The following is a 16,990-nucleotide window of genomic DNA, read 5'->3' as shown; positions in this document are numbered from 1 at the left end:
CCGGAGCCGCTTTCGCCTCTACTGCACAAGCTCACATCAGCAGCGGGAGCGCGCCGGGCCAGGCGCTGCCGGCGGCGATGTCCGCATTACCCCATTGCGTCGCTTCGTCGCTGGCGGCGGGTGCGGCTTCCGCGGGGCCGGCCAGCTGGCGCTGGGCATAGGGCGCGGCGAACAGGTGGACGCCGGCGTGGTCGATGGCGAACAGCGGGGCCAGGTTCGTCGCCCCTGAATCCTCGATCAGCTCGGAGCGCCGGTTGTCCAGCACGAGCCACTGCCCGTCGAGGCGCGCGGCGAGCACGGCGTGGTCCTGCCGCACGGCGCGATCGCGGACCAGCACGAGCCGCAGATCCTCACGCGGAAATCCGGCTTCGCGCAGTGCGACGTATTTCGCGATCGCATAGTCTTCGCAATCACCCTTTGCCGTCGCGAAGGTCTCCAGCGGCGAGCTCCAGCGATCGGCCTCGCCATGCTGGGCAAAGTCGCTCACGTAGCGGACGGCTGTGTTGACCGCGCGGTTGGCCTCGTCGAGCCTCGCGCGTCCCGATTTCGATTTGACGGCGCCGATCAATCGCAGGAACTGGGCGGCGTTTGAGGGGCAATTGCCGGCGTCGGTCTGGCAGCGGCTCAGTGTCTCAGCGTCGCTGGCCAGCCTGGTCTCGAGGCCCCGCCATTTCTGCCACAACAGGCCTTCGGGCGCGCGGAAGATGAAGAGGCCGAACGGCTCGTCGCCTTTCGCCGGCACCGGCCCGGGCTCGGGGGCCGCGTCGGTCGCGATGTTGGAAGGTGTCAGCGCCGCGAGACGGACGGCATTCGGCCCGCGGCCGCGCATGGCATCGAGCTTCGCCAGCACGTCGGTGATGCGGAAGAACGTCGCCGGCGCACGCGTTGCCGCGTCAATGCCGGGAGCGAGAGTGTCCTGGGCGTCTTGAGTCAAGACGTCCCGAGCCAGGGCGTCATCGGCCCGGGCGGGCGATGTCACGCCGGCAACGACCAATGCAACCAGCCCCACGCCGAGCGCGCACAGGCCTTTGCGCTGCAATTCCCAATGCAGTGTCATAGACGACGTCCCCTGCGCCGGGAGCGTCGTCAACGTCTATTGCGTCGATCCACGCCCCGATCCTGTTGTCGGATCGAGACTGAGGTCTGCGACGCTTAGGTGAGGTTAAAGCGGGGGGAGGGCGGCAGCCTTGTCGCAAAGGCGGTCAATCGCGCGCTTCGAGCGACCGGCAAATTGTCGCCGCGACCTTTGCGCCCTGTTAACCTTGTCGAGGCCTCAACGCTCGCGCAGGGCTTCGTCGCGCAGTGTGCGGGCCGGCCTCACCAGATAATCGAGAACCGATTTCTCGCCGGTCAGCACCTCGACCGTCGCGATCATGCCGGGAATGATCGGGAGCGGCTTCTGCTCCGTGCCCAGGTGGTTCTTCTCTGTCCGCACCATGACGCGGTAGAAGCTCTCCTGGCGATCCGGGGTCTTTTCGGCCTTGTCGTCGACGATCGTATCGGCGCTGATGCGCTCGACCTTGCCTTTCAGCGAGCCGTAGACCGAGGAATCGTAGGCCGAGATCTTCACCACGGCGTCCTGGCCGGGCCGGATGAAGGCGATGTCCTGGGGCTTGATGCGACCTTCGACCAGCAGCGTGTCGTCGAGGGGGACGATGTCCATCACATTGGCGCCGGGCTGCACGACTGCCCCCACGGTGGTCACGTTCAACTTATTGACGATCCCATGCACGGGTGCCTTGAGGTCGGTTCGCCGGACCCGGTCCTGCGCCGATTTGATATTTTCATCGAGCACGGCCAGGTCGCCCTTGGACTTCGCAAGATCTTCGTCCGCCTGGGAGCGGAAGGAGGAGACCGTGCTCGCGATCTTGGATTGGGCCTCCGCGAGTTGTCCTCTCATCTCGGTCGCCTGGCGGTCGAGCCGCAGCATCTCGATTTCCGGCACCACCTTTTGCTCGTACAGCTTGCGCGTCAACGCCAGCTCCCGATCCAGCAATTTGAGCGTGCCGCCGAGCCGGGCGACCTGCTGGTTCAGGACGTCGACATCCTGCGCCAGTTTCTGCGCGCGCATCTTGAACACGCTGCTTTCCGTGGCCACGGCCGACGGCACCACCTGGTCAAGCTGATCGGGAAAGATCAGCTCGCCCTTTCCCCTGGCTTCGGCCTCAAGTCTGGTGACACGGGCCGCCATCGCAGCCCGCCGTTCCCTGATCTCGCCGAATTCGGATGCAAACTTTGTATCGTCGATGCGCATCAGGGATTGTCCCTGCTGGACGATTGATCCCTCCTGGACGAGGATATCGCCGACGATCCCGCCTTCGAGCGACTGCACCACCTGCATCTGGCGCGCGGGTACGACGCGGCCGTTGCCTCGCTTGACTTCGTCCAGCACGGCGAAATGAGCCCAGGTCAGGAACGTGGCGAGCAGGGCAAGGGACGCTACAAGCAGCATGCGGGAGGTCCGCGGCGCACGAAGCGCGGCGGCAGCCCGAACATCGTTGGCAAACGCGAAATCAGACGACATTGGTTCTGGCCATGGGTGAGACGGGTTGCTCGGCAGCCGCCGGCATCGGGGTCTGGCTCGGCGTCGATGGCGCCGGCTTGCCCTGCAGGAGCGCGAGAACCTTGTCGCGGGGGCCGTCGGCGATCAGTCGGCCGTTGTCGAACAGCAGCAGGCGGTCGACCATATTCAGCAGTGAGAGCCGATGCGTCGAGATCAGAATGGTGATCTGCTCTTCGCGCAACGCCCTCAGGCGCTCGAGAAATTCGGCTTCGCTGCGAATGTCGAAATGGGCGGTCGGTTCGTCCAGAAACAATATCCGCGGCTTCCTGATGAGCACCCGCGCAAGGCCGATGGCCTGCTTCTGGCCGCCGGAGAGGCTCCGGCCGCCTTCCGAAATGGGCATGTCGTAGCCCATGGGATGGCCCGCGACGAACGTCTCGACGCCGGCCAGCCGCGCCGCGGCCAGGACTTCCTCGTCGGTTGCCTCGGGTTTGCCCAGCGCGATGTTGTCGCGCAGCTTTCCGAAGAACAGCTCGGTGTCCTGCATCGCAAAGCCAACCCCGGACCGCAGGTCGGACGGATCGTATTGCCGCGAGTCGACACCATCGACGAGGATGCGGCCCTCCTGCGCCTCATAGAAGCCGAGCAGAAGCCGCCCCACAGTCGTCTTGCCGGATCCAATGCGTCCGATGATGCCGACCTTCTCGCCGCCTTCGATCTTGAAGGATACCTTGTCGAGGGCCTTGCCGGGCGCGTTGGGGTAAGTGAAGCTAACGCCGTCGAAAGCGATCGCGCCTTCACGGATCTGTCGAGAGACATAGGCACGCGCAGGGGATCGCTCGCGCTCCAGCGACATAATGCGATCGATGGCCTTTAGCGAACTCAGCGTTTGCGTTCCGCGCGTGATCACCGAAGCGATCCCGGCGATCGGTGCCAGAACGCGCCCCGCCAGCATGTTTGCCGCGACCAGCGCTCCGACCGTGAGCTTGCCGTCGAGTATCAGGAATACGCCGACGACGATCAGGGCGAGGCTGGTGAGCTGTTGGGCCGTATTGGCGCTCGTCAGCGCGAGCGAGGCCCAGAAATGGACGTCTTCGCCCGAGCGGGCCGTTGCCGCGACCGATCGTTCCCAGGCCGTTTGCATGCGCGCTTCGGCGCCGGTCGCGCGTATCGTCTCGAGGCCGGACAGCGATTCGACCAGCACGCCATGACGTGCCGCAGCTTCAGCCTGCTGGCGCTTCATGGCCCGGTCCAGCGGGCGCTGCAATGCCAGGCCGATCAGGAGCATGACCGGCAACATCACCAGAGGTATCCAGGCCAGCGGCCCGGCGATGACAAAGAGAATCCCGACAAACAGCATCGCGAACAGCAGATCCGTCGCGGATACGACGCTGCCGGACGTGAAGAACTCGCGAACTGAATCGAAGTCGCGCAACTGATTGGCGAGGATGCCCACCGACGCGGGACGCTGCGCCATCTTCACGCCCATCACGTGCTCGAAAATGTTGGCAGCGAGGATGACGTCGATCGTCTTGCCGGTGACATCGATCATACGGCTGCGAACCGTCCGGAAGATGAAGTCGAACGCAATCGCCAACCCCATTCCGATCGACAGGGCGATCAGCGAAGGAAGCGCGCCATTGGGGACAACGCGGTCGTAGACGCTCATGGTGAAGAGGGGCGTCGCCAGCGCGAGCATGTTTATCAGGAAGGCTGCAAGCGCGATGTGACCGTAGCCGCGCCAATGCAGCTTGACCACCGACCAAAACCAATGGCTTCGCGGCAGGTCGCCGGCAGCGACGGCGCGTGCGTTGCTCTCGACCGTAGCCCTGACGAAGAAAGCGTATCCGGTGTAGCCGGCCGAGATGGTCTGGATCGCGTGAAGCTCAGGGATGCCGGCCTTGAGGGACGGATTGAGGACTTTGACACTGCTTCCGGATTTGTCGAACCCCAGCAGGATCAGCGTCGTGCCATTCTTCATGATAAGGACGGCCGGCAGCACCAGCGCGGGAATATCGGCAATGTCCCGTTTGACCGCTTCGGTCTGGAGGCCCGCGCGCTGAGCCGCACGGTCATAGAGGGGAACTGACAACCGGCCGTCGAGGATCGGCAGGCCGCCTAGCAATGCCTCGCGACTAACGGCACGGCCGTGGTACGACGCCAGGAAAATGAGCGATGATGCAAGTGGGTCGTCGCTTTCGAGGCGACCTGTCGCTTGCTTCGGTTCAGACGCAACGGCTTGCTCCGCGACGGAGTGGCCATGCATGTGCGTTGACTCGGATGCTCGAAACAACAAATGCGAATGTCCAAAATGAAATGATGCGGAGCGAAAAGCGAACCGTCATTCCAGCATAGCGGAAAACGCACGAAATCATTTGGTTAATCGGCAAAAGCGCAACTAAAGGTTAATCTTCGAACCGCCTTTCGCCGATCACGGACGCGCTCGCGGAGTTGGAACTATCTCTGAACCGGCTCGAATGCCGTCGCCAGCCAGTGCGGCTTTCTATCGGCCGCGTACGCGGTAGCGGGAGAGGTGTTGAGTATGACCGGATCGTCGGTGCTTCGCCGCTGCGTGATCCATTCGGATGCTCCCACCATGGTCGGCAGATTGGATCGTGTCGGCCATCTATCCTTGAACGCATCAGGTTCGGGCCCTTCGCTCGCGTAGCCCAGACGGGCGGGAACTCGTTCCGGTGCAGGCACCGGGACGTTCAGCGGTTCGGAACCGGTCTGGGGCAGCTTCACGCGGAGCGTCGGCGCCTTGTAGTCGGGCGTTCCGAAAACCCCAAGATCCACCGGCGCTGCGTCAACAGGCGGCGGAGATTTCAAATATTCAAGCAGCGTGCCCATGGCCGCCAAAAGTTGATAGTCGGCGAACACCACGACGCCACGAGCCGAGGTCAACGAAACCAAGGCGTTGAAATACTGGTTCTGGGCATTCAAGAGGTCGATCAGCGAACGCTGGCCAAGCTCATATTCCTTTTGGAAGGCCGCAATCGTCTTGCGATCAGCCTCGAGTTGCCGCGTCAGCGCGGCGATTCGTGTCACGGTGACCGTCCGCGCTGCCCAGGCCTTGTCGATGGATTCGATTGCATCGCGCTGAAGGCGTGCATGCCGCGCGGTACTTTCGACGTAGCGTTCGGACATCTCCGACCGCCGCCAGACATCCTGACCGCCGCGGAAGACATCCCAGGACATGACAACCTTGCCGCTGTAGTCGTCGTGAGTAACCCCAAGATAGGGGTAGGTGTTGTCGTTGTGCGTCGCCCGGCCCTCGAGCGAGAAGGTCGGAACAAAAGCGCCGTCCGTCACGCGAAACGCATGCTTTGCCGCATCGGCGTCGGCCTGCGCGGCCTGAATGGTGGGGTTGAACCGTACCGTGGTGGCAAGGGCCTCGTCGCGGGTCGTGGGCAAGCCGCCCAGTGGTCCCGGGAAGCGAAGATTGATGGGTTCAAGTCCGACGACCTTGCGGAATCTGGCGCGGGACTCTTCCAGGCTCCGGCGGAATTCGGCGAGCGTCGCACGCGCATTTTCAACCCGTTCGCGGGCCTGCTCGAGATCGCCTTCACCGGCGCGTCCGCCGGAAAAGCGCGTGTTGACGTTGCTGAAGATCTTCTCGTGGGTGACGACGTTCTGCTCGCTGAGCGTGACCAGCCGCAAATAGCGCACGACGTCGACATAGGCTTCCGCTGCGTCCAGGGCGATCAACTCGGTCCGCTCGCGAACGCGGAAAGCCGCTGCGTTGACGCGCGCCGTCTGCCGCCAGATGTCGTGAATCGAGGCGAAGCCGTCGAACAAGATCTGCCGGACGACGACGGATTCCTGCGATCCGTTTCGCCACGAGCCATTTCCGACGATCGGGACGGGCAGGGCGGTGCCGGTTGATACGGCAGCACTCTGGTCGAATTTTTCGGGACCCCAGCGCGCTTCCACGCGAACCTGCGGAAGCAGCGTGCTCTGGGTCTGGCGAAGCTCGCTCTCGGTAGCGCGGCGGTTGGCCGAGGCCTCACCAACTCCAGGGTTGGTACGTACGGCCTGTTTCAACGCGTCATTGATCGAGAACGGTTCGGCTAATGCGCCGCCGCATGGAACCACAGCCAATGCTGTGAAAACGAAAATGTACTTGAGCAATTTTACCTCCGCCCGTTTCCGAAATTCGGTCGCGGGGTCCCCCATGAAATTGCCTCAAGTCTCGCAAGGACTGAACCGACAAGCTAGGCGCAATGCGGGAAAATTGAGCAATTGTACCGGGTTGTCGCATTTCTGCCACGTCGGAGGCAGGGCGGAGGTGTAACAATACCTCTGTCTTCGGGGTGGAGGGCGGCGCCAAACCTGGATGTGACGAAGCGCAAGCTTCCGCTGTGCCGCTTTACCTCCCAGGCTGTTGTCGATCCACGATGCCCTTACTGTTCCGCCAGCGGACGATTCTGTATTGGCGAACAGAAACCGGGCTTCACGCTCAACCGATCGTCCGAAGGAGCCCGCTGCCACAGCGCGAGGACAGGTCGCGGCCGACACGCGGGCCGGCTTCGGCGCCTGTCATCACAGCCATCGTTGCATGCAGGTGTCGCCGATGCAGAGCGTCGGCGCTGGTAACACTGCACGGTCCTTTAGGCGAGGAGGGCGCGCATTTTGCTTGCGTCCGGCAAGGCACCTAGTGATTGTGACGGAAAGCGTGAACGAATATTCGCAGAAATGACGTGACTGATTTTTTTCGATTGATATTTTTCGGATTTTCGATGCGAACTCTGCTCATTATTCTTGGCATTTGGCTGCTCATCAATGTCCTCTTCGCCGTGATCATGATCCCCCCGCGGAAGTCGCGGAGGTCGAATGGCGAGCGAGGACAGAGCGGCCTGTCGCCTGCATTGATCGATCCGAAAAGCCGGCTGGAAGAGGACGAGGGTTTTTCGCTTCGTCATGCGATTATTGCAGTCGCGCTCGGCGCCTTCTTTTCCCTGAGCCCGCCGTTGCTGCAAGCTTATGATGCGATCGCGGCATTCGTCAGAAAGCTCCGTCGAGGCGAGGGGGCCGGCGTGAAGCCTTCGGACGACGAATAGGTGCTGAAATCCGTTCATTCGAGGATCCGTGCCGAGCATGAAATGCGGTTTCCCTGACGTCGATTGACGCCGGCTGCATCGCCGCAGAATGAAGAAACTTCAAAGCGGCGTGTTGGGTGGGTGAAGCGCTCGACATCCTTGGCATGCGTGCGGCGCTATCCGGACAGAGGCCGCGAGCGATCGACAATGGCCGGTTTGAGCAGAACCTGCGCCGGCGAGCGCCCCCGACTCGCCGCGTCATGGGTGCCGGCCGTCTTGCGCAGCACACGCGCCAAAGTGAGCCGCGGCTGGAACGTCCAACACGAAACTTGGGGATGATGTAACTTCTTGGAATTACGTATAAAAACGGGAAAGAGATTCTGAGTCGGAGCGCTTCACCCGCTTCAATCTCCATTGCGTCCCGTACGTGTTGACCGGGGCGGCCGTTCTGTCAAAGAAGGGCGTCACATCGACGGCCACGAACGCGCGGACCGCCCCGCCAATGGGTACCAGGAGATCGGGATAGCTATGACCGAGCGGATCGCTCTCATCACCGGCGTGACCGGCCAGGACGGCGCCTATCTCGCCGAATATCTGCTGTCGCTCGGCTATGTCGTGCACGGCATCAAGCGGCGCTCGTCTTCGTTCAACACCGCGCGGGTCGATCACCTATATCAGGATCCCCATGTCGGCAACGTGCCGTTCCTGATGCATTACGGCGACATGACCGACTCGACCAATCTGATCCGCCTGGTGCAGCAGATCCGGCCGACCGAGATCTACAATCTCGCCGCCCAGAGCCACGTCGCCGTGAGCTTCGAGAGCCCGGAATACACAGCCAATGCCGACGCGATCGGCGTGCTGCGGCTGCTGGAAGCGATCCGCATCCTCGGCATGGAGAAGGAGACACGGTTCTACCAGGCCTCGACCTCCGAGCTCTACGGTCTCGTGCAGGAGATCCCGCAGAAGGAGACGACGCCGTTCTATCCGCGCTCTCCTTACGGCGTGGCAAAGCTCTACGGCTATTGGATCACGGTGAACTACCGTGAGGCCTACGGCATGTTCGCGTCCAACGGCATCCTGTTCAACCACGAGAGCCCGATCCGCGGCGAGACTTTTGTCACGCGCAAGATCACGCGCGGCGTCGCCCGCATCGAGGTGGGATTGGAGGACACGCTCTATCTCGGCAATCTCGAGGCCAAGCGCGACTGGGGGCATGCCAAGGACTACGTCGAGGGCATGCACATGATCCTCCAGGCCGACAAGCCCGACGACTTCGTTCTCGCCACCGGTGAGACGCGCTCGGTGCGGGAGATGGTCGAATTGTCGTTCGCGCAGGTCGGCCGGCGCATCGCCTGGCGTGGCGCAGGCGTCGAGGAGACCGGTGTCGATGCCAAGAGCGGCAAGACGGTGGTGAAGATCGATCCGACCTATTTCCGCCCGACCGAGGTCGATCTCCTCATCGGTGATGCCAGCAAGGCGCGCGAGGTGCTCGGCTGGAAGCCGAAGCGGAGCTTTGCCCAGCTTGTCGAGGAGATGATGGCGAGCGATCTGGCACAGGCGAAACGGGACGCTGCCCATGACAAACGCTCCGTTTGAGCTGAAGGGCAGAAGCGTCTACGTCGCCGGCCATCGCGGCATGGTCGGCAGCGCGCTGGTGCGCCGGCTCGCAGGAGAGGATGTCAAGCTCGTCACCGCGGACCGTCGCGAGGTCGATCTCTGCAACCAGGCCGCCGTGTTCGACTGGTTCGCAAAGGTGCGGCCGCAGGTCGTGTTCCTCGCGGCGGCGAAAGTCGGCGGCATCGTCGCCAACAACACGCTGCGCGCCGAGTTCATCTACGACAACATCGCAATCGCGGCCAACGTGATCCACGCCGCGCATCGGAACGGCGCCGAGAAGCTGATGTTCCTCGGCTCCTCCTGCATCTATCCCAAATTGGCCCCGCAGCCCTTGCGCGAAGAGTCCGTGCTGACCGGCCCGCTGGAGCCGACCAACGAGCCCTATGCAATTGCAAAAATCGCCGGCATCAAGATTGCCGAGGCCTACCGCAGCCAATATGGATGCGACTTCATCAGCGTGATGCCGACCAACCTCTACGGCCCCGGCGACAATTATCACCCTGAGATGAGCCACGTCGTCGCCGCGCTGATCCGCCGCTTCCACGAGGCGAAGGTTTCGGGCGCCAAGGGCGTCGTCGTGTGGGGCACCGGCACGCCGCGGCGCGAGTTCCTCTATGTCGACGACATGGCGGATGCCTGCGTGCACCTGATGAAGACGTATTCCGGTGCCGGGCTGATCAACATCGGCACCGGCGAGGACATCACCATCGCCGAATTCGCGCGCGTCGTTGCCGAGGTCGTTGGTTACAGCGGCGAGATCTCTTTCGACACCTCGCGGCCCGACGGTACGCCGCGCAAGCTGCTCGACGTCAGCCGCCTTGCAGGACTCGGCTGGCGCGCGACCACCTCGCTCGAGGACGGCCTGAAGCGCGCCTATGCGGCGTATCAAGCCGCGCAGCTAGCTGCGCAATAATCCAGCGACTGCTCGCCCGCGTTGTTCGATGCAGGGGGAGATCAGAACAAATCCCCATGGGAACCTTCACCGCAAGCACGAGTTGGCTGGTCGGAGGGGGTGACGGCTAACTCGCGCGCGGCCGCAACCCGGGCAGCGACAGGATTTGGACAATGGGCCTTGCTCAATACGCCATCGTGCCGGTCCGGGACCAATGGGGTGTGCTGCACGACGGCAACGTCAACGGCAAATATGCGACCAAGGAATCGGCGTTCGAAGCGGCCGTGGCCGCCGCCTCGCTGGCACTCCGGCAGGGGCACGAGGTCCATGTCAGTGCGCCCGGCCGCGAAGACGGCGAGGCTGACCTCGGGAGCTAGCATCGTCAGTGTGGTGGGCCTCTTGCGCGCCGCATCAAACGATCAATCGCCCGCGCCGCGCGGCAATTCCGATCGTGACCTCGGCACCCGCATTGGAATAGAGGCGGTCGGCTTCGACGCCGCCGCTGAAGATGACGCCGTTTTCCGACATCAGCGAGCGGATGCGCAATTGTTCAGCGGGGGGCGAGTTGGCGGGGAGGGCTGACCAAAGCTGCTGGCGATCGCAAGCGAGCCGGTGACGATGCTCTCCCGCGGCGGCATGCCGAGCCGCGGTCCGCGAGCCCGCTGCCCGACGTTCGCGCTCCGACGCAAATAACATCATGTTAGGTTTATCGCATAACTGGGTAATTGTGTTAGCCCAGCGAAAGCCTATTGTCGCGATCAATCAGACACCCATCGGCAGTGACCAGCGCTCGCGAAGCTTCGCAGAACGCCCGGAGATTGCTGCCCAATTTTCAACGAAGCCCGCCAACGGGACGCCAGAAAACCAGGGAGGAATTTTGAAATGGTCACGACTCGCGCGATGCACCACATGAGTCAGTCGAGGAAGGCTGCTGCCAGCGGCTGGATCGGGTCGGCTCTCGAATATTATGACTTCTTCATCTACGCGACCGCTGCGTCGCTGATCTTCCCGCAGATCTTCTTTCCGTCGGACAATCCCACCGTCGCCATCGTCGCATCGCTGGCGACCTATGGTGTTGGATACGTGGCCCGGCCGATCGGCGCCTTCGTCCTCGGACATTGGGGCGACACCCATGGCCGCAAGACTGTTCTCATCGTCTGCATGTTCCTGATGGGCATCTCGACGATGGCGGTGGGTATCCTGCCGACCTATCAGCAAGTCGGCATCCTGGCGCCGATCCTGCTCGTCATCCTTCGCCTCGTGCAGGGATTTGCCGTGGCCGGTGAGATCTCCGGCGCAAGCTCGATGATTCTGGAGCATGCGCCGTTCGGCCGGCGCGGCTTCTATGCAAGCTTCGCCCTTCAGGGCGTGCAGGCCGGACAAATTCTCGCGGCCGCGGTCTTCCTGCCGCTGGCGGCCTATATGCCGACCGACGCCTTCAATAGCTGGGGCTGGCGGATTCCCTTCCTGCTCAGCTTCTTCGTCATCGTCGCAGGCTACATCATTCGCCGCGAAGTCGACGAAACCCCCGCCTTTGCCCGCGAGGGCGAGCTGGGAGAAACGCCGCGGGCGCCCATTGTCCAGGCCATCAAGCTGAGCTGGCGCGACATGCTCAGGGTCATCTGCATGGCTCTGATGAACGTCATCCCCGTCGTTGCGACCATCTTCGGTGCGGCCTACGCGGTCCAGCCCGCCTATGGCATCGGCTTTGCCAAGGACGTCTATCTCTGGATCCCAGTGCTCGGAAACATGCTGGCCGTGTTCGTCATTCCCTTCGTCGGCCATCTCTCCGACAAGGTCGGCCGCAAGCCTCCGATCATCGTGGGCGCGCTGCTCTCCGGCTTGCTCGCCTTCGGCTATCTCTATGCCATCAGCATCCGGAATGTGCCGCTGGCGATCCTGCTGTCCCTCCTGATGTGGGGCGTCGTCTACCAGGGCTACAACGCGATCTTCCCGAGTTTCTACCCGGAGCTCTTTCCGACGCGCACCCGTGTGTCGGCAATGGCGATCTCGCAGAACATCGGCACGACCATCACCGCGTTGCTTCCCGCTTTGTTTGCGACCGTGGCGCCTCCCGGCTCGGCCAACATTCCGTTGACGGTGGGGGCGATCGCCTTCGGCATCACGATCATCGCCGCGCTGGCGGCCGTCACGGCCCGGGAGACCTACCGGATCAACATCGAGGATCTCGGTAATCCTGAAGCCGTTCCGATGGCGCGCGCAGACTATGAGCGGCAGCGTGCGGGAGCGGCGAGCGGGGCTGCCGCAGTTCCGACCTGACGGGTACGGTTATGGTATGAGGCGATTGCCGCTGCGATCGATGATTGTCGCAGCGGCAGGTTTCGCAGCACTGCGTGGCTGCCGATCCAGAATATGTGCGCGTGAGCGCGATCATCATGAGGTTGCAGGATGAACCCCGTTGTCGTTGCCGTCGCTATCACCGGCTCCGTTCCGCGCAAGAAGGACAATCCCGCGGTGCCGATCTCGCCGTCCGAGCAGATCGAGTCGACGCAACAAGCCTTCGAGGCCGGCGCCACGCTTGCCCATATCCATGTTCGCAACGATGACGAGACGCCGTCCTCCGACCCGGAGCGTTTTGCCCTGGTGCAGGAAGGCATCAGGAAGCACTGCCCATGGATGATCGTTCAGTTCTCGACCGGCGGGCGGGGCCGCGATCCCTCGGCGCGGGGATCGTCGCTCTATCTGAGGCCGGACATGGCCTCGCTGTCCACGGGATCGGTGAACTTTCCGACGATTGTCTACGAGAACAGCGCTGCCCTGGTCGAGACCCTCGCCACCGGCATGAAGGAAGGTGGCATCCGGCCGGAGATCGAGATCTTCGATTTATCGCATCTGCATGGCGCCCGCCGCCTGATCGAGGCGGGGCTGATCGACCCTCGTCCGCACGTGCAGTTCGTCATGGGCGTCAAGAACGCGATGCCGGCGGACGAGCATGTCCTCGATATCCTCCTGGGAGAGCTCAGGCGGCTGATCCCGAAAGCGACGTGGACCGCGGCCGGGATCGGGCGCCACCAAGCCGAGGTCATGGGCTGGGCGCTCGCGCGCGGCGCCGACGCGGTTCGCACCGGGCTCGAGGACAATATCAGGGTCGACAAGACGCGCCTCGCCGCCAGCAACGCAGAGCTCGTGACCATCGCGGGCGAGGCTGTCGCGCGCCACGGCCGGCGCGTCGCCACCGCAGTCGAGGCGCGATCCGTGCTCGGGATCGCGCGGTAGGGGCTACCGCCTCCGCCTGACATGCTCCCGGCTGCCTTCTGCCATTCGGCGGCCGGCGTTCCCGTGCGCTGAGTCTCCGGGTAAGACGAGTGCCACAGGCGCGATCTGCGCCTGCCGGGCAGGCGACGTTTGGAATGCGGTTCTTGAAGACTGACAGCAGGCTCATCGGGGTCCTGCTGGTGCTTGCAATCACCCAGCTCATCGGATGGGGAACGATCGGTCTTCCGCCGATCGTCGGCCGCGACCTTGCGGCCGATCTCGGCATGAGCCTGCCGATGGTGTTTGCGGGCACCTCCACGCTCTATGTCACCATGGGGCTGTGCGCGCCCTGGCTCGCCAAGGCGTTTGCGCGGCACGGTGCACGCAAGGTGATGATGGTGGGCACCGTCGTTGCCGTGCCGGGCTACGTCGTTCTGTATTTCGCGCGCGAGCCGCTGCTCTATTTCGTGGCCTGGGTCATTCTCGGCATGGGCGGCAGCGCCACGCTGTCGACCGGTGCCTATATCATGCTCAACGAGGTCGCCGGGCGCCAGGCCAAGAACGCCATCGGCGCGCTCATGCTGGTGACGGGCCTCTCAAGCAGCATCTTCTGGCCGACCACCTCGTTTCTCAGCGGCCATTTCGGCTGGCGGGGCACCTGCCTCGTCTACGCCGCCATGCTGATCCTGGTCTCGCTTCCGCTCTATGCCTTTGGCGCGCCGCGCCGGAATATCATGAAGGACGAAGGCGGCTCGGCTGCAAAACCTTCCGATGCGCCCGCGATTCCGCGAAGCACCTTCAATCTCGTCGTCATCGCGATCACGCTGAACGCCTTCGTGAATTTTGGTCTCGGTGCCGTGCTCATCGAGCTGCTGCGGGCGGAAGGGCTGGCGCCGGCCCAGGCCATTGCGTTCGGCTCGATGCTCGGCGTGATCCAGGTCAGCGCCCGCGGGCTGGACTTCCTCGGCGGGGGACGGTGGGACGGAATCACGACCGGGCTTGTCGCAGGCACAGCGCTCCCCGTCGCCATGCTGCTGCTGATGCTGAGCGAGGGGGCGACCTGGGCGGTCGCAGTCTTCATCCTGCTCTATGGTGCCGGCAGCGGTGCCATGGCGGTGGCGCGAGCGACGATTCCGCTCGTCTTCTACGACCAGGCCGAGTTCGCCAAGGCAATGTCGATGATCGCGCTGCCGCTCAATCTGGCCTCCGCGATCTCGCCGCCGCTCCTTGCAGCTCTGCTCACCCAGTTCGGCAGCCGCGGCGCGCTGGGCCTGACGCTGGTGTTTTCCTGCGCGACCGTGCTGATCCTGGTCCTGCTCGGCCGCCGCCGGCCGCAGGTGGCTGCGGCTGCCGTAACCTGAGGCAATATTCACGGCGCGGAATTCGCTCTCGATGGCCGATCCGGCCGCCGGCGCAGGGATGGCCGTATGCCCGGAGTGCAGTGCTCAAGGCCCGAAAATGGTGTATCCGCAGGGAGCGCAGTCACGGCCGAACCTCAGCACTCGAGCCGCCGCGCCAACACCAGTTCCCCGGAGGAAACCGACATGTCGGCCTTGCCGCTCTCAGGCATCAAGATCCTTGACCTTACCCGCGTGCTCGCCGGGCCCCTGTCGGCCCAGATGCTGGGCGATCTCGGTGCGGAGGTCATCAAGATCGAGCGGCCGGGCACCGGCGACGACGCGCGTGCCTTCGGCCCGCCTTATCTGACCGACCCCGAGGGCAAGGCGAACAACAACAACTCGTTCTATCTCTGCGCCAACCGCAACAAGAAGTCGGTCACGGTCAACATCGCCAAGCCTGAGGGCCAGGCGATCATTCGCGAGCTTGCCAAGGACGTCGACGTCTTCATGGAGAACTACAAGGTCGGCGATCTCAAGCGCTACGGCCTCGACTACGAGACCATCAAGGCGATCAACCCCGGCATCATCTATTGCTCGGTGACCGGCTTCGGCCAGACCGGCCCGTACGCGCCGCGCGCCGGCTATGACGCCATCCTGCAGGCAATGGGCGGTCTGATGAGCGTCACCGGCCATATCGACGGCGAGCCGGGCGAGGGCCCGATGAAGGTCGGCCCGTCGATCGTCGATTACATGACCGGCATGAATTCCTCGATCGGCATTCTCTCGGCGCTCTACCATCGCGACGCCAATGGCGGTGTCGGACAGCATCTCGACGTCTGCCTGCTCGACACCGTGATTGCCTCGCTCAGCCACTGGCTCCAGATCTACCTCGTCAACGGCAAGACGCCGCCGCGCCGCGGCACATGGGGCAATGGCGGCATGCCGGCCGGCGTGTTCCGCTGCACCGACGGCGAGCTGATGCTGGTGGTCGGCAATGACGGTCAGTTTCAGCGCACCTGTGCGGTGCTCGGCGAGCCCGAGCTCGCCAACGATAAGCGCTTCATCAAGAACAACGACCGCGTCGTGCACGGCAAGGAGATCATGGCGATCTTCGCCGGCCTGTTCCTGAAGAAGCCGGTGGCCTACTGGCTCGACAAGCTGGAGGAGGCCGGCGTGCCGTCAGGTCCGATCAACAATTTCGAGCAGGTATTTTCCGATCCGCACGTCCAGTCGCGCGGCATGCGGGTGAAGACCGAGCACAAGTTCGAGCCGGAGCTGTCGCTGATCCGCAACGCGCTGACCTTCTCGGAGACCCCGATCAAGAACTACCGCGCCCCGCCGCTGCTCGGCGAGCACACAAAGGAGGTGCTCGGCGGCAAGCTCGGCTATGATGCGGGAAAGATCGAGACGCTGAAGCAGCAGGGCATTATCTGATTTCATGACCGGCAAAACCATCATCACCTGCGCCATCACCGGCAACCTGACCAAGCCCGAGCAGTCGCCGTATCTGCCGATCACGCCCGAGCAGATCGCGACATCTGCACTGGAGGCAGCTGACGCCGGTGCCGCCATCGCCCATATCCACGTGCGCGATCCCGCGACCGGTCGGCCGTCGATGGCGATCGACCTCTATCGCGAGGTGGTGGAAAAAATCCGCGCCCGCAACAAGAGCCTCGTCATCAATCTCACGACCGGCCCGGGCGGACGCTTTGTGCCTTCAATCGAGGATCCCCGCATCGCCGCTGCAGGCACCACGCTGCTTCCTCCCGAAAAGCGCGTCGAGCATGTCGAGCTGCTCAAGCCCGACATCTGCACGCTCGACCTCAACACCATGAACTCCGGCGGCGAGGTCGTGATCAACACGCCGCGCAACGTCCGTATCATGGCCGAGCGCATGAAGGCGGCCGGCGTGCTGCCGGAGATCGAGCTGTTCGATTCCGGCGACTGCCATCTGGCGCGCGATATGTTCGCCGACGGCACGCTGAAGGGGCCGGGCCTGTTCTCGCTCGTGCTCGGGGTCAAATACGGCTTCTCGGCGACGCCGGAGACGATGTTCTACGCCCGCGGCCTGCTGCCGCCGGGCGCGGTCTGGTCAGGCTTCGGCATCGGCCGCGCGGAATTCCCGATGGTGGCGCAGGCCTTTCTGCTCGGCGGCCACGTCCGCGTCGGCATGGAAGACAATCTCTTTATGTCCAAGGGCGTGCTGGCCAAGACCAATGCCGAGCTGGTCGCGCATGCCACAGGCATTTTGAAGAGCCTGGGTGCGAGCGTCGCAACTGCGGCGGAGGCGCGTGCGATGCTTGGGCTCGGCTGAGCGCCGTCGAACCAAAAAGTGACCGCAGCGTGACGCTTGCTGGCCTTGCGTGAGGCTTGCGCGCAA

Annotated in this window: 14 protein-coding genes; 9 read left to right on the top strand and 5 right to left on the bottom strand. The window is 63.6% G+C overall.

Features of this window, described 5'->3' with window-relative positions; all coding sequences use genetic code 11:
• Positions 1-31: 31 nt before the first annotated feature.
• The 4 genes from BJA_RS27625 to BJA_RS27610 all read right to left on the bottom strand — a co-directional run bounded on the left by BJA_RS27625 (position 32) and on the right by BJA_RS27610 (position 6,679).
• Entirely contained in the window at positions 32-994 is a 963-nt protein-coding gene (locus BJA_RS27625; protein WP_244423859.1) for a transglutaminase-like cysteine peptidase, read from the bottom strand.
• 279 nt (positions 995-1,273) lie between these two features.
• Positions 1,274-2,524: an HlyD family type I secretion periplasmic adaptor subunit gene (locus BJA_RS27620; protein ID WP_011088217.1), complete on the bottom strand. Its 1,251-nt coding sequence runs from the start codon at positions 2,522-2,524 to the stop codon at positions 1,274-1,276.
• On the bottom strand, positions 2,514-4,769 hold the full coding sequence (locus tag BJA_RS27615) for a type I secretion system permease/ATPase (protein ID WP_011088216.1): 2,256 nt from the start codon (positions 4,767-4,769) through the stop codon (positions 2,514-2,516). Before BJA_RS27615 ends, BJA_RS27620 begins: the two co-directional genes overlap by 11 nt.
• A 191-nt stretch (positions 4,770-4,960) precedes the next feature.
• The gene (locus BJA_RS27610) at positions 4,961-6,679 is read right to left on the bottom strand and encodes a TolC family outer membrane protein (RefSeq protein ID WP_011088215.1); all 1,719 of its coding nucleotides are present in this window, start codon (positions 6,677-6,679) and stop codon (positions 4,961-4,963) included.
• Positions 6,680-7,203: 524 nt separating this feature from the next.
• Between BJA_RS27610 and BJA_RS27605 the strand changes: the two genes are divergently transcribed.
• The 4 genes from BJA_RS27605 (at position 7,204) to BJA_RS27590 (ending at position 10,431) form a co-directional block, all read left to right on the top strand.
• Entirely contained in the window at positions 7,204-7,563 is a 360-nt protein-coding gene (locus BJA_RS27605) for a hypothetical protein (protein ID WP_011088214.1), read from the top strand.
• Positions 7,564-8,070: 507 nt separating this feature from the next.
• Positions 8,071-9,141, top strand: a complete 1,071-nt coding sequence (gene gmd, locus BJA_RS27600) for a GDP-mannose 4,6-dehydratase (RefSeq protein WP_011088213.1) — start codon at positions 8,071-8,073, stop codon at positions 9,139-9,141.
• Positions 9,122-10,075 (top strand): GDP-L-fucose synthase, encoded by a 954-nt coding sequence (gene fcl / locus BJA_RS27595; protein WP_011088212.1) that lies wholly within the window; start codon positions 9,122-9,124, stop codon positions 10,073-10,075. Before gmd ends, fcl begins: the two co-directional genes overlap by 20 nt.
• Positions 10,076-10,227: 152 nt before the next feature.
• Positions 10,228-10,431: a hypothetical protein gene (locus BJA_RS27590; protein WP_028171354.1), complete on the top strand. Its 204-nt coding sequence runs from the start codon at positions 10,228-10,230 to the stop codon at positions 10,429-10,431.
• A gap of 34 nt (positions 10,432-10,465) precedes the next feature.
• Here BJA_RS27590 and BJA_RS42600 read toward each other — a convergent pair whose 3' ends face one another.
• Positions 10,466-10,816 carry a hypothetical protein gene (locus BJA_RS42600; protein ID WP_178372694.1) on the bottom strand — a complete coding sequence of 117 codons (351 nt, stop codon included), beginning with the start codon at positions 10,814-10,816 and terminating at the stop codon, positions 10,466-10,468.
• Positions 10,817-10,936: 120 nt separating this feature from the next.
• Between BJA_RS42600 and BJA_RS27580 the strand changes: the two genes are divergently transcribed.
• The 5 genes from BJA_RS27580 to BJA_RS27560 all read left to right on the top strand — a co-directional run bounded on the left by BJA_RS27580 (position 10,937) and on the right by BJA_RS27560 (position 16,924).
• The gene (locus BJA_RS27580; RefSeq protein WP_011088210.1) at positions 10,937-12,334 is read left to right on the top strand and encodes an MFS transporter; all 1,398 of its coding nucleotides are present in this window, start codon (positions 10,937-10,939) and stop codon (positions 12,332-12,334) included.
• A gap of 129 nt (positions 12,335-12,463) precedes the next feature.
• Positions 12,464-13,291: a 3-keto-5-aminohexanoate cleavage protein gene (locus BJA_RS27575; RefSeq protein WP_011088209.1), complete on the top strand. Its 828-nt coding sequence runs from the start codon at positions 12,464-12,466 to the stop codon at positions 13,289-13,291.
• A gap of 134 nt (positions 13,292-13,425) precedes the next feature.
• Positions 13,426-14,631, top strand: a complete 1,206-nt coding sequence (locus BJA_RS27570; protein WP_063921490.1) for an MFS transporter — start codon at positions 13,426-13,428, stop codon at positions 14,629-14,631.
• Positions 14,632-14,814: 183 nt separating this feature from the next.
• Positions 14,815-16,044, top strand: a complete 1,230-nt coding sequence (locus BJA_RS27565; RefSeq protein ID WP_011088207.1) for a CaiB/BaiF CoA transferase family protein — start codon at positions 14,815-14,817, stop codon at positions 16,042-16,044.
• 4 nt (positions 16,045-16,048) lie between these two features.
• Positions 16,049-16,924 carry a 3-keto-5-aminohexanoate cleavage protein gene (locus BJA_RS27560; protein ID WP_011088206.1) on the top strand — a complete coding sequence of 292 codons (876 nt, stop codon included), beginning with the start codon at positions 16,049-16,051 and terminating at the stop codon, positions 16,922-16,924.
• Positions 16,925-16,990: the final 66 nt, after the last annotated feature.

This window comes from Bradyrhizobium diazoefficiens USDA 110, from assembly GCF_000011365.1.
Classification (GTDB): domain Bacteria; phylum Pseudomonadota; class Alphaproteobacteria; order Rhizobiales; family Xanthobacteraceae; genus Bradyrhizobium; species Bradyrhizobium diazoefficiens.
This window is presented reverse-complemented; position numbering and strand designations above follow the sequence as displayed.